The following is a 12,653-nucleotide window of genomic DNA, read 5'->3' on the forward strand; positions in this document are numbered from 1 at the left end:
GCGATGAAAGTCAGTCACGTCAGCGAAGCCGACCATGACCGCGTCACCGCCGCGGTCGCCGCGGCCGAGGAACACACCAGCGGCGAGATCGTAACCGTGATCGCCGCACAGTCGAACGATTATGACGATGTCGCGCTCGTCTGGGCGAGCATGATCGCCTTCCTCGCCATGTCGATCGTCGCGCTGTTCCCCGATTTCTATCAGGGCCTTTATTATCGCATCACCGGCGGCTGGGGCCACGAACTGACGTCCAATCAATGGCTCGGAACGGTGATCGCGATCGGCGTCCTCAAATGGATCGGCGTATGGCTGATCCTGCTATGGCGTCCGCTCCGCCTGTGGCTGACGCCGCGCGCGATCCTGGCGGCGCGCGTGCGCGCCCGCGCGATCGACCTGTTCAAGGTCGGCACCGAGGCGAAGACATTGGGCCGCACCGGCATCCTCCTCTACGTCAGCCTGCGCGAACATCGCGCCGACATCGTCGCCGACGAAGCAATCGCCGCCAAGGTCGCGCCCGAGGTCTGGGGCGACGCGATGGCGGCGCTGATCGACCTCGTCCGCAAGGGCCAGCCCGGCGAAGGCATGGCCGAAGCGGTGCGCCAGATGGGGCTGGTCCTCGCCGACCATTTCCCGCGCGGGAGCGAGAATCCGAACGAACTGCCCGATCGGCTGATCGAGCTCTAATGCTCGCAATGACGACAGGATAGATATGCCCATCCCCTCCCCCGACACCCCCATCGAAACCCGCTGGGAGGGCCGCTTCATCACCGTCAAACAGCAGGGGACGTGGGAATATGTCTCGCGCTCGCGCGGCATCCACGCCGCGGTGATCCTCGCGATCGACGAAGCATCCGACGGACGCCACGTCCTTCTGGTCGAGCAATATCGGGTGCCGCTCAAGGTCCGCTGCCTCGAACTGCCCGCCGGCCTCGTCGGCGACGATACCGCGGGCGAGGCTTCGGAGATCGCGGCGCGGCGCGAACTGGAGGAAGAGACCGGCTATCGCGCCGCCGACTGGCGCACCGTCGGCGAATTCTACAGCTCGCCCGGCATGGTGAGCGAAAGCTTCACCCTGCTCGTAGCGAAAGGGCTGACCAGGGTCGGCGAAGGCGGCGGGGTCGATGGCGAGGACATCATGGTCCACCGCGTCCCGCTGGACGGCATCGAAGATTTCGTCGCGGCCAAACGCGCCGAAGGCTGCGGGATCGACGTGCGCGTGGCGATGCTGCTGGCAGGCGGGTTGCTGAAGGCCTGCTAATTCCGTTCGTGTCGAGCGAAGTCGAGACACCATGAGGCAATGCGGCCCCGATGGGTGTCTCGACTTCGCTCGACACGAACGGATAAATGAAGAATCATCGCCCCCCGAACCGCCAGCGCAGCAGCGGCCTTGCCAGCACCAGCCCCGCCAGAAACCCGCCGACATGCGCCCAGATCGCGACCGCGCCGAAGCCGCCGCCGCCCGCGATGCCGAGCGCGAGTTGCAATCCGATCCACGCCGCAGCCAGCCAGAGCGCGCGCACCCAATGCGCCGGGATCGGCCCGATCGCCGACGTCTGCGTGCGGCTGAAGATCAGTGCGAACACCGCGAGCAGCGCCGAAATCGCCCCGCTCGCCCCGATCATCGGGATGGCCGACCCCGGATCGGCAAGGAACTGCGCGAGCGCGCCGGCATAGGCGCCGGCGAGCAGCAGCACCGCCATCGCCTTCGCGCCCAGCGGCGCTTCGAGCTGGCGGCCGATGAACAGCAGCATCACCATGTTGAAGATCAGGTGCAGCCAGCCGCCGTGCAGAAAGGCCGAACTCAGCGGCGTCAGGAAAAAGGGCAGCATCGTCCCCGGCGGGGCGATGACCTCGGTCCCGAACCGTGCTGGAATGAAGCCCGCGCGGACGATCGCATCGACCTGAAAGCCGGTGATCTGGAGCAGGACGAACAGGACCACGCAGACGAGCGCATAGCCCGTGATCAGCGGCGCATCCTGCGGCTTCATCGCTCGCGCTCCGGGATCAGACGAATTCGATCTTGGTGACCAGATAATATTTGTCGCCCGCGGGCACGGTGACCTCGATCTCGTCGTCGACGCGGCGCCCGATCAGCGCGCGGCCGAGCGGCGAATTATAGCTGATCCGGCCGTCCTTGGCATCGGCTTCGGCCTGCCCGACGATCTGATATTTCACCGGCTTGTCGTCCTCGTCGGCCAGGGTGACGGTCGCGCCGAACACGATGCGGTCGCCCGACAGCGTCGTCGGGTCGATGATCTGGGCGCGCGACAGCCGGTCCTCGAGGTCGCCGATCGTCGCTTCGACCTGCCCCTGGCGTTCCTTCGCGGCGTGATATTCGGCATTTTCCGAAAGGTCGCCATGCGCGCGCGCTTCCTCGATCGCATCGACGATGAGGGGGCGCTCGGCTTTCAGAGCCGCGAGCTGCGCGCTCAGCTTCTCATAGCCTTCCGCCAGCATCGGCACCTTTTCAACGCTTGCCATTATCCTGTTGTCCTTCGTCAAAAATTCCGCCTCGGCGGGTGAGCGCCGGGCGGCTGAGCCGCTGTTTCCGTCGATGTCGGGGGGAGGAGCGGTTCGTCAGTAATAGTGCTGAAGCGGCTTCACTTCAAGAGAGTGCGCGCGCAGCGCGCCGATGGCATGGGTCGCGGCATCGCTGCCCGCCGCCGTCGTATAATAGGCGACGTCGGCCGCCAGCGCCGAGGCGCGGATCGACTGCGAATCCTGCAAGCTCTGCCACCCTTCGGTGGTGTTGAAGATCAGCTGCACGTCGCCGTCCTTGATCCGGTCGACGATATGCGGGCGCCCCTCGGCAACCTTGTTGACCCGCTCGACCGCGATCCCCTGTTCGGCAAGATAGGTCGCGGTGCCGCCGGTCGCGATCACCTGCCACCCCCAGCCGACGAGGCGGCGGACGGCATCGAGGATGCGCGGCTTGTCGCTGTCCTTGACCGACACGAACAGCCGCCCGCTCGTCGGCAGCCGGTCGCCCGCGCCGAGCTGCGCCTTGGCGAAGGCGAGGTTGAAATTGCTGTCGATTCCCATGACTTCGCCGGTGGACTTCATCTCGGGCGACAGCACCGGATCGGTGCCGGGGAAGCGCGCGAAGGGGAAGACCGCTTCCTTGACCGCAACGTGGGCGATGTCGCGGTTGATCTTCGGCAGATCGGCGAGCTTCTCGCCCGCCATCACCCGCGCCGCGATCTTGGCGACCGGCGACCCCACCGCTTTCGCGACGAAAGGCACGGTGCGGCTGGCGCGCGGGTTGACCTCGATCAGATAGACCTCGTCATCCTTGACCGCGAACTGGATGTTCATCAGGCCGCGAACCTCCAGCGCGCGCGCGAGCAGGTCCGCCTGCCGCTCGATCTCGGCGACGATCGCGGCCGACAGGCTGTAGGGCGGGATCGAACAGGCGCTGTCGCCCGAATGGACCCCCGCCTCCTCGATATGTTGAAGCACGCCCGCGACGACGACATCGGTGCCGTCGCACAGCGCATCGACGTCGACCTCGATCGCGTCGCGGAGGTAACGGTCGATCAGCACCGGCGAATCGCCCGACACCTGCACCGCGGTCTCGATATAATGGTCTAGCTGCGCCTGATCATCGACGATCTCCATCGCCCGCCCGCCGAGCACGTAGCTGGGGCGCGTCAGCACCGGATAACCGATGCGCGCCGCGACCGCGACGGCTTCCTCGCGGCTGCGCGCGATGCCGTTTTCGGGCTGCTTGAGGCCGAGCTTGTTGACCAGCGCCGCGAAACGCTCGCGGTCTTCGGCAAGGTCGATCGCATCGGGCGAGGTGCCGAGGATCGGGATTCCGGCCTCCTCCAGCGCCTGCGCGAGCTTGAGCGGCGTCTGCCCGCCGAACTGGACGATCACCCCGACGAGCTCGCCCTTCGACATTTCGACGTGGAGGATTTCGAGCACATCCTCGGCGGTCAGCGGCTCGAAATAGAGGCGGTCCGACGTGTCGTAATCGGTCGACACCGTCTCCGGATTGCAGTTGACCATGATCGTCTCATAGCCCGCCTCTTCGAGCGCGAAGCAGGCGTGGCAGCAGCAATAGTCGAACTCGATCCCCTGCCCGATCCGGTTCGGACCGCCGCCCAAAATGACGACCTTCTTGCGATCGCTCGGGTTTGCCTCATTCTCGGGCTCGCCGAAGGTCGGCGCTTCGTAGGTCGAATAGAGATAGGGCGTCTTCGCCGCGAACTCCGCGGCGCAGGTATCGATCGTCTTGAACACCGGCCGCACGCCGAGCCGGTGGCGCAGCGCGCGCACTTCGGCCTCGGTGACGCCGCCGGTCATCGCCTTGACCGCTTCGTGGATCAGCCCGCTGCCGCGTGCGGTCGCGCGGGCGGCACCGGGCTGCAAGTTCGCCGATTGCAGCGCCAGATAGGCGAGCCGCTTGTCGGAAAAGCCCATCGCCTTCAATCGCCGCAGCCCCTCGGCATCGCGCGGCAGGCCGTTGCGGCAGACCTCATTTTCGGCCTCCACGATCTCCGCAATGCGTTCGAGGAACCACATGTCGTAGCCCGCGACGCGGTTGATCTCGGCGAGCGGCAGCCCTTCGCGGATCGCCTGCGCGGTGTTGAGTAGCCGGTCGGGGGTGCGCTGCGCCAGTTCGCTGCGAAGCTGGTCGTGCGTGGCGCCCTTCAGCCGCTCGACGAAGTTGAAGCCCGAAAGTCCGGTTTCCAACCCGCGCAGCGCCTTTTGCAGGCTTTCGTGGATCGTGCGGCCGATCGCCATCACCTCGCCGACCGATTTCATCGCGGTCGACAGCGTCGCCTCGGCGCCCTTGAATTTCTCGAAGGCGAAGCGCGGGATCTTGGTGACGACATAGTCGATCGTCGGCTCGAACGACGCCGGGGTGACTCCGGTGATGTCGTTCATGATCTCGTCGAGCGTGTAGCCGACCGCGAGCTTCGCCGCGACCTTGGCGATCGGGAAGCCCGTCGCCTTCGACGCGAGCGCCGACGAGCGCGACACGCGCGGGTTCATCTCGATCACGATCAGGCGGCCGTCCTTCGGATTGACCGCGAACTGCACGTTCGAACCGCCTGTTTCGACGCCGATTTCACGCAGCACCGCGATGCTCGCGTTGCGCATGATCTGATATTCCTTGTCGGTCAGCGTCAGCGCGGGGGCGACGGTGATGCTGTCGCCGGTATGCACGCCCATCGGATCGACATTTTCGATCGAGCAGATGATGATGCAATTGTCCTTGCGGTCGCGCACCACCTCCATCTCGAACTCTTTCCAGCCGAGGAGCGATTCCTCGATCAGGACTTCGGTGGTGGGCGAGGCGATCAGGCCGCCGCGGACGATATGCTCGAACTCCTCGCGATTATAGGCGATGCCGCCGCCCGTGCCGCCCAGCGTGAACGAGGGGCGGATGATCGAGGGCAGCCCGGTGCGTTCGAGCACCGCGAACGCCTCGTCGAGCGTGTGCGCGACGCCCGAGCGCGCGCTTTCGAACCCGATCTTGTCCATCGCGTCGCGGAATTTCTGCCGGTCCTCGGCCTTGTCGATCGCTTCCGCATCGGCCCCGATCATCTCGACCCCGAACTTGGCGAGCGTCCCGTCCTGCGCGAGCGCCAGCGCGGTGTTGAGCGCGGTCTGCCCGCCCATCGTCGGCAGCACCGCGTCGGGGCGCTCCTTTTCGATGATCTTGGCGACGATCTCGGGCGTGATCGGCTCCACATAGGTCGCGTCGGCGAGGTCGGGATCGGTCATGATCGTCGCCGGGTTGGAGTTGACGAGGACGATGCGATAGCCCTCCTCCTTCAGCGCCTTGATCGCCTGCGTCCCCGAATAATCGAACTCGCACGCCTGACCGATAACGATCGGGCCGGCGCCGATGACGAGGATGGATTGGATGTCGGTTCTTTTGGGCATTATTTCTGTTCTTCTCTTGGATGCATTTCGTTGCCGACGAAGCCGAATTTGATGTGGTTAGCGAACTGGGGTTTCTTCAGTTCGCGAACAAGACAATCGACCGCTTCATATTTTTCATCGGCCGAGGGCGTTACGATGACTTGATTATCGCTTCCGAGCTTCAAGGTGCTGTGTTTGATTTCGCACTTCGCCTCAACGTGTGCCATCATCGATTTTAGCCGCTCGGCATTGGCGTCTACAGAAGGGTCCGTTGGATTTTTTGCGCACCCCGCAAGCAACGCAACGAGAATGATCGCCCGGACTGCGGAGTCGTTCACTTCAACCCGCCCACAAACTTCTCGAACAGATAGAAGCTGTCCTGCGGCCCCGGGCTCGCCTCGGGGTGGTATTGCACGCTGAACGCCTGCTTGCCCGTGATCGCGAGGCCGCAGTTCGATCCGTCGAACAGGCTCTTGTGCGTCTCGACCACGCCCGCGGGCAGCGTCGCGGCATCGACCGCGAAGCCGTGGTTCATGCTGGTGATCTCGACCACGCCGTCCTCGGCGCGCTGGACAGGGTGGTTTGCGCCGCGGTGGCCCTGATGCATCTTCATGGTTCTGGCGCCGACCGCCAGCCCAAGCATCTGGTGGCCGAGGCAGATGCCGAATAGCGGAATGTCGCGCTCCAGCAGCTCCTTGATCACCGGCACCGCATAATCGCCGGTCGCAGCAGGATCGCCGGGACCGTTCGACAGGAAGACGCCGTCGGGCTTGTGGCTCAGCACCTCGTCGAGGCTCACGGTCGCGGGCACCACGGTGACACGCGCGCCGGCCTTCACGAGGTTGCGGAAGATATTGTCCTTCGCGCCATAGTCGATCGCGACGACGTGCGGGCGCTCGCCGCCGTCCCCGGTCGCATAGCCATGCCCGAGCGTCCACGCGCCGCCGGTCCAATCGCCCGTATCGGTCCGGCTGACCTCCTTCGCGAGGTCCATGCCCTCCAGCCCCGCCCAACCCCGCGCCATCGCGAGCAGCTCGTCGACGTCGAACTTGCCGTCGGGGCTGTGCGCGATCACCCCGTTCGGCGCGCCCGCATCGCGGATGCGGCGGGTCAGTGCGCGGGTGTCGATCCCGGCGAGCCCGATCACCCCCTGTTCGGCCATCCATTCGGGCAGCGTCTGGACGCTGCGAAAATTGCTTGGGCTTGTCGGCAGTTCGCGCGTGATGCTGCCGACCGCGCCGTGAACGCCGCGCTCCATATCCTCGGGGTTCGCGCCGACATTGCCGATGTGCGGAAAGGTGAAGGTGACGACCTGCCCGGCATAGCTCGGATCGGTAAGGATTTCCTGATAGCCGGTCATCGACGTGTTGAAGCAGATCTCGCCGACCGCCGCGCCCGCGGCGCCATATCCCACGCCCCACAGGATCGTGCCGTCGGCAAGGACGAGGACGCCGGTCGCTCCAGAAGGCGCGACGGAAGGATTGGCTGGTGCCATTTAATCTGCTCCGGATGGAAGGCTAAACGGCCGACCAAGTAGGAGCCAAAAAAATGATTCACAAGCTATCGGATTGTGAATCTTGCCGCTAGAGAGGGCCTTTCCGAAATTTGCAGCGCAAAGAGGACACGCATGATTCGCGATGACATCAAGGCTGCGCAGGTTGCCGCGATGAAAGCGGGCGACAAGGCGCGTTTGGGCACGATCCGGCTGATGCTGGCGAAGATCAAGGACCGCGACATCGAACTCAGGACCGGCACCGCGCCGGCCGACGACGATGTGCTCGTCACCGACGTGTTGCAGAAGATGGTCAAGCAGCGCCGCGAATCGATCGCCATGTACGAACAGGGCGGCCGCCAGGAACTCGCCGACGCCGAAGCGGCCGAGGTGGTGGTGATCGAGGATTTCCTGCCCGCGCAGCTTAGCGACGATGAAGCGATGGCGGCGATCAAGGCGATCGTCGCGGAACTCGGCGCCGCGAGCCTCAAGGACATGGGCCGCGTGATGGCGGCGGTGAAGGAACGCCACGGCTCCGAGCTCGACATGAGCAAGGCGAGCGGATGGGTGAAGGCGGCGCTGGGCTGAGACACGCCCTCCCCTAGCCCCTCCAGCAAGCAGGAGGGGACAGACGGCCGCAAGTGCATTCTCCCCTCCCGCTTGCGGGAGGGGTCGGGGGAGGGCCTGTTGGACAAGGGCTACAAACGACCGACCGCAAGATCGCGCGAACTCCGGCTCAACGCCACCAACGCCGAACGAAGACTTTGGCAGCAGATCAGCGCCCGCAAGATCGCAGGCATCCGCTTCAATCGCCAATTCCCTATCGGCCCTTTCATCTGCGATTTCGTCTCACGCACGGCCAGGCTCGTCATCGAAGTCGATGGCGGCCAGCACGCGGTTGATGTAGCGAAGGATCAAGCGCGCACGGCCTATCTGGAAGCACGGGGTTATCGAGTGATCCGGTTCTGGAACAATGATGTGATGGAGCGGATTGAGGGAGTCGTGAACGAGATCGAACGTATTCTCGAAACATGCCCTCCCCCAGCCCCTCCCATAAATGGGAGGGGAGATTAGTGGCCCTCACCCCGCAATGGCTGGACGAACTGCGATCGCGCATCACCCTGTCGACCCTCATCGGCCGCACGGTGAAGATCACCCGCGCCGGCCGCGAATATAAAGCCTGCTGCCCCTTCCATAACGAGAAGACGCCCAGCTTCACGATCAACGACGAGAAAGGCTTCTACCACTGCTTCGGTTGCAGCGCGCATGGCGATGCGATCCGCTGGATGACCGACCAGCGCGGCCTCTCCTTCATGGACGCCGTCAAGGAACTCGCGGCGGAAGCGGGCATGGACGTCCCCGCCCCCGACCCGCGCGCCGCGAAAAAGGCTGAGGAGCAGGCGAGCCTGCGCGACGTGACGCAGGCCGCGGCCGACTGGTTCACCCAGCAGCTCGGCAGCAGCAACGGCGCCCCAGCGCGCGATTATCTGAAGAAGCGCGGCATTTCGGACGCCACCCGCGCCGCCTTTGGCTTCGGCCTCGCGCCCGAAAGCCGCAGCGCGCTGAAAGAAGCGCTCAAGAAATTCCCCACCGCGATGCTCGTCGAATCGGGGATGCTGATCGCGGTCGAAGAGAAAGAGCCCTACGACCGTTTCCGCGGCCGGCTGATGATCCCGATCCGCGACGCGCGCGGGCGGGTGATCGCGTTCGGCGGGCGCATCCTCGGCGACGGCGAGCCCAAATATCTGAACTCGCCCGACACGCCGCTTTTCGACAAGGGCCGCACCCTCTTCAACCTCGACAAGGCGAGCCCCGCGTCGCGGCAGACCGACCGGATCATCGTCGTCGAGGGCTATATGGACGTGATCGCGCTCGCCGAGGCGGGGATCGCCGACGCGGTCGCTCCGCTCGGCACCGCGCTCACCGAGAATCAGCTCGGCCTGCTCTGGCGGATGGTGCCGGTGCCCATCCTCTGCTTCGACGGCGACGCGGCGGGGCAGAAGGCCGCGATGCGCGCGGCGATGCGCGCGCTGCCGCTGCTCCGCCCCGGTTTCAGCCTCGCCTTCGCGACGCTCCCCGCCGGGCAGGACCCCGACGACCTCGTCCGCGCGCGCGGCGCCGAAGGCTTTGCGGCGGTCCTCGACGAAGCGCAGCCGCTGGTCGAACGGCTCTGGGCGCACGAGGTCGCGGCCGGGCCGCTCGCGACGCCCGAGGAGCGCGCCGCCCTCAAGACGCGGCTCCTCGCCCACGCCGACGCGATCGAGGACGCCGACGTGCGCCACCATTATCGCGAGGCATTCCGCGAAAAGCTCGACACCCTGTTTACCCGTCAACGCCCCGAGCGCGGCCCGCGCGTGCCCTGGGCGCCGCAGCCCCAGCGCGGCGGCCGCCGCTTCGCGCCCGACCCGCGGCTACAGCCCCCCGCCGACGAAACCCGCGCGCTCAGCCGGACCGGCATCGAGGCGCCTTATGCGGCCGCGCTGCTCGGCGGATTGCTCCGCTACCCGCAGGCCATTGGGCGCAACGACGAGGCTCTTTTTCGCCTCGCCATCCCCGATTCCGGCGATGCCGAACTGCTGGGCGTGATGCTTGACATCGCAAATGCCCAGGAAGGGCTTGATTGCGAGGGGTTGCTTGCCATATTGGAGCCCATGAAAGTGTATAATAGGGCGACGACATTGCTCAGAGCCGACGGAATGCACTTCTCATTCAATCGAAGGCTTGAAGGCGAAGAGGCTGATGCAGCACGCGAAATCGCGCTGCGCGACCTTGACGAATATATCGGCGTGCTGGTCACCCAGCCCGAAATCCGCGCCCGGCTGGCAGAGGCTACCGCGGATTTCCAGCGCACGATGGATGAGGAAGGATTTGCGCGGCAGCAAAAGCTGCGCGCGATCGACAAGGAACTGACCCGCCGCCTGGCCGCGCTGTCCGACAGCAGCAGCCAGTGAAGACCGACCCTTTTGATGCCCCAAGGCAGGAAGATTTGATGGCCACCAAGAACGAAGCCGACACCGACGCCCCGCTGATCGACCTCAACGAAGCCGACGTCAAAAAGCTGATCGCGCGCGGCAAGAAGCGCGGTTACCTGACCTATGACGAGCTCAACGAGGCGCTGCCGCAGGACCAGATGTCGTCGGAGCAGATCGAGGACATCATGTCGGCGATCTCCGACATGGGCATCAACATCGTCGAAAGCGACGAGGATGTGCAGGAAGAAGCCGAGCAGGAGGTCGACGACGAGGTCGACGTCAGCGCCGGCACCGGATCGGTCTCCAACCCCGCGATCGAGAAGAAGAAGGAAACCATCGACCGCACCGACGACCCGGTGCGCATGTATCTGCGCGAGATGGGCGCGGTCGAACTGCTCAGCCGCGAGGGCGAGATCGCGATCGCGAAGCGCATCGAGGCGGGCCGCGACACGATGATCCTCGGGCTTTGCGAAAGCCCGCTGACCTTCAACGCGATCATCGAATGGTCGAACGCGCTCAACAACGGCGACATGCAGCTTCGCGAGATCGTCGACCTCGAGGCGATGCTCTCGAAGGACCCGGCGCCCGAAAACCTCGACGACGAGGCCGAGGGCGACGATGGCGAGATCAGCGAAAAGACCGCCGGCGTCTCGTTCAAGGACGAGGATGAGGTCGAGGAAGAACCGTCCGCCGACGGCGACGACGAGGACGGCGAAGGCACCTCGGGCAAGCGCGAGAGCTTCGAGGAAGACGACGAAGACAATACGCTGAGCCTCGCGGCGATGGAGGAATTGCTCAAGCCCGACGCGCTCGAGAAATTCGCCGCCATCACCAAGAGCTTCAAGGCGTTCCAGAAGCTGCAGGAAGCGCGGCTCGAATCGCTGTCGGGCGGCGAGGAATTCCCCGCGGCATCGGAGAAGAAATATCACAAGCTGCGCGAAGAACTCACCGCGCAGGTCGAAAGCGTGCAGTTCCACGGCACCAAGATCGAATATCTCGTCGACCAGCTCTACAGCTACAACCGCCGCCTGACCGCGCTCGGCGGCCAGATGCTCCGCCTCGCCGAGCGTCACAAGGTGCCGCGCAAGTCGTTCCTCGACAATTATGTCGGGCGCGAGCTCGAGGAAAACTGGCTCGACGGCGTCAGCGGCATCGACAAGAAATGGGCCGCATTCGCCGAGAATGAGGCGGGCGCGGTCGACCGCATCCGCATCGAAATCAGCGAGATCGCGCAGGCCGCGGGCATGAGCCTGACCGAATTCCGCCGCGTCGTGAACATGGTCCAGAAGGGCGAGCGCGAGGCGCGCATCGCCAAGAAGGAAATGGTCGAGGCGAACCTGCGCCTCGTCATCTCGATCGCCAAGAAATACACGAACCGCGGCCTTCAGTTCCTCGACCTCATTCAGGAAGGCAATATCGGCCTGATGAAGGCGGTCGACAAGTTCGAGTATCGCCGCGGCTACAAGTTCAGCACCTATGCGACCTGGTGGATCCGGCAGGCGATCACCCGCTCGATCGCCGACCAGGCGCGCACGATCCGCATCCCGGTCCACATGATCGAGACGATCAACAAGCTGGTGCGCTGCAGCCGCCAGTTCCTCCACGAAAGCGGCCGCGAGCCGACACCCGAGGAAATGGCCGAGCGGCTGTCGATGCCGCTCGAAAAGGTCCGCAAGGTGATGAAGATCGCCAAGGAGCCGATCAGCCTCGAAACGCCGATCGGCGACGAGGAAGACAGCCACCTCGGCGATTTCATCGAGGACAAGAATGCCGTCATCCCGGTCGATGCCGCGGTGCAGTCGAACCTCAAGGAAACGGTTACGCGAGTTTTGGCTTCGCTTACTCCTCGTGAGGAACGCGTGTTGCGGATGCGCTTCGGTATCGGCATGAACACCGACCACACGCTCGAGGAAGTCGGCCAGCAGTTCAGCGTCACCCGCGAACGTATCCGCCAGATCGAAGCGAAGGCGCTGAGGAAGCTGAAGCACCCGTCGCGCAGCCGCAAGATGCGCAGCTTCCTCGACCAGTAAGGCCAGCGAACGGTGGAAACGAAAGGGGCGGTCCGGGAACGGGCCGCCCCTTTTCATGTCCGCTTTGGGGTGAACAGCGGCCCTAACCCTCCCCTCCTCTTCAGAGGAGGGGCAGTGAGACTTGGTCCGGCGCAGCCGGGCCTTAGGCGAGCGGGGTGGTGGCCGAAGGCCAGCGCAGCCCCGCATGCACCACCCCGCTGCGACTAACGAACAAGTTCGTAAGTCTCGCTGGCCCCTCCTCTGAAGAGGAGGGGCTTGGGATGGCCGCTCCCGGTCACCTGC

The 12,653-nt window shown here is 65.0% G+C and carries 11 protein-coding genes; 6 read left to right on the forward strand and 5 right to left on the reverse strand.

The window, feature by feature from the left end; genetic code table 11:
- Nucleotides 1-3: 3 nt before the first annotated feature.
- Both OJI97_RS11090 and OJI97_RS11095 read left to right on the forward strand, forming a co-directional pair.
- On the forward strand, nucleotides 4-684 hold the full coding sequence (locus tag OJI97_RS11090) for a hypothetical protein (RefSeq protein WP_297663467.1): 681 nt from the start codon (nucleotides 4-6) through the stop codon (nucleotides 682-684).
- Between the two features lie 25 nt (nucleotides 685-709).
- Nucleotides 710-1,258, forward strand: a complete 549-nt coding sequence (locus tag OJI97_RS11095) for an NUDIX hydrolase (protein WP_297663469.1) — start codon at nucleotides 710-712, stop codon at nucleotides 1,256-1,258.
- 94 nt (nucleotides 1,259-1,352) lie between these two features.
- On the opposite strand, the gene OJI97_RS11100 is transcribed toward OJI97_RS11095, so the two are convergent.
- The 5 genes from OJI97_RS11100 to carA form a co-directional block, all read right to left on the reverse strand.
- Nucleotides 1,353-1,988: a rhomboid family intramembrane serine protease gene (locus tag OJI97_RS11100; protein WP_297663471.1), complete on the reverse strand. Its 636-nt coding sequence runs from the start codon at nucleotides 1,986-1,988 to the stop codon at nucleotides 1,353-1,355.
- Between the two features lie 16 nt (nucleotides 1,989-2,004).
- The gene (gene greA, locus OJI97_RS11105) at nucleotides 2,005-2,481 is read right to left on the reverse strand and encodes a transcription elongation factor GreA (protein ID WP_297663473.1); all 477 of its coding nucleotides are present in this window, start codon (nucleotides 2,479-2,481) and stop codon (nucleotides 2,005-2,007) included.
- 96 nt (nucleotides 2,482-2,577) lie between these two features.
- Nucleotides 2,578-5,898 carry a carbamoyl-phosphate synthase large subunit gene (gene carB, locus OJI97_RS11110; RefSeq protein ID WP_297663475.1) on the reverse strand — a complete coding sequence of 1,107 codons (3,321 nt, stop codon included), beginning with the start codon at nucleotides 5,896-5,898 and terminating at the stop codon, nucleotides 2,578-2,580.
- Entirely contained in the window at nucleotides 5,898-6,215 is a 318-nt protein-coding gene (locus OJI97_RS11115; protein ID WP_297663477.1) for a hypothetical protein, read from the reverse strand. The genes carB and OJI97_RS11115 overlap by 1 nt, the downstream gene beginning before the upstream one ends.
- Nucleotides 6,212-7,372 carry a glutamine-hydrolyzing carbamoyl-phosphate synthase small subunit gene (gene carA, locus OJI97_RS11120; protein WP_297663479.1) on the reverse strand — a complete coding sequence of 387 codons (1,161 nt, stop codon included), beginning with the start codon at nucleotides 7,370-7,372 and terminating at the stop codon, nucleotides 6,212-6,214. The genes OJI97_RS11115 and carA overlap by 4 nt, the downstream gene beginning before the upstream one ends.
- Before the next feature lie 132 nt (nucleotides 7,373-7,504).
- Here carA and OJI97_RS11125 point away from each other — a divergent pair, with 132 nt between their 5' ends.
- The 4 genes from OJI97_RS11125 (at nucleotide 7,505) to rpoD (ending at nucleotide 12,371) form a co-directional block, all read left to right on the forward strand.
- Complete coding sequence (locus OJI97_RS11125) at nucleotides 7,505-7,957, forward strand: GatB/YqeY domain-containing protein (protein WP_297663480.1); 453 nt, start codon at nucleotides 7,505-7,507, stop codon at nucleotides 7,955-7,957.
- Nucleotides 7,958-8,056: 99 nt separating this feature from the next.
- On the forward strand, nucleotides 8,057-8,443 hold the full coding sequence (locus OJI97_RS11130; protein WP_297663481.1) for an endonuclease domain-containing protein: 387 nt from the start codon (nucleotides 8,057-8,059) through the stop codon (nucleotides 8,441-8,443).
- The gene (dnaG, locus tag OJI97_RS11135; RefSeq protein WP_297663483.1) at nucleotides 8,443-10,320 is read left to right on the forward strand and encodes a DNA primase; all 1,878 of its coding nucleotides are present in this window, start codon (nucleotides 8,443-8,445) and stop codon (nucleotides 10,318-10,320) included. Before OJI97_RS11130 ends, dnaG begins: the two co-directional genes overlap by 1 nt.
- A gap of 38 nt (nucleotides 10,321-10,358) precedes the next feature.
- A complete protein-coding gene (rpoD, locus tag OJI97_RS11140; protein WP_297663484.1) occupies nucleotides 10,359-12,371 on the forward strand; it encodes an RNA polymerase sigma factor RpoD in 2,013 nt (670 codons plus the stop codon).
- Nucleotides 12,372-12,653 lie beyond the last annotated feature (282 nt).

The sequence above is a fragment of the Sphingopyxis sp. genome (assembly GCF_025869345.1).
In the GTDB taxonomy this organism is placed as follows: Bacteria; Pseudomonadota; Alphaproteobacteria; order Sphingomonadales; family Sphingomonadaceae; genus Sphingopyxis.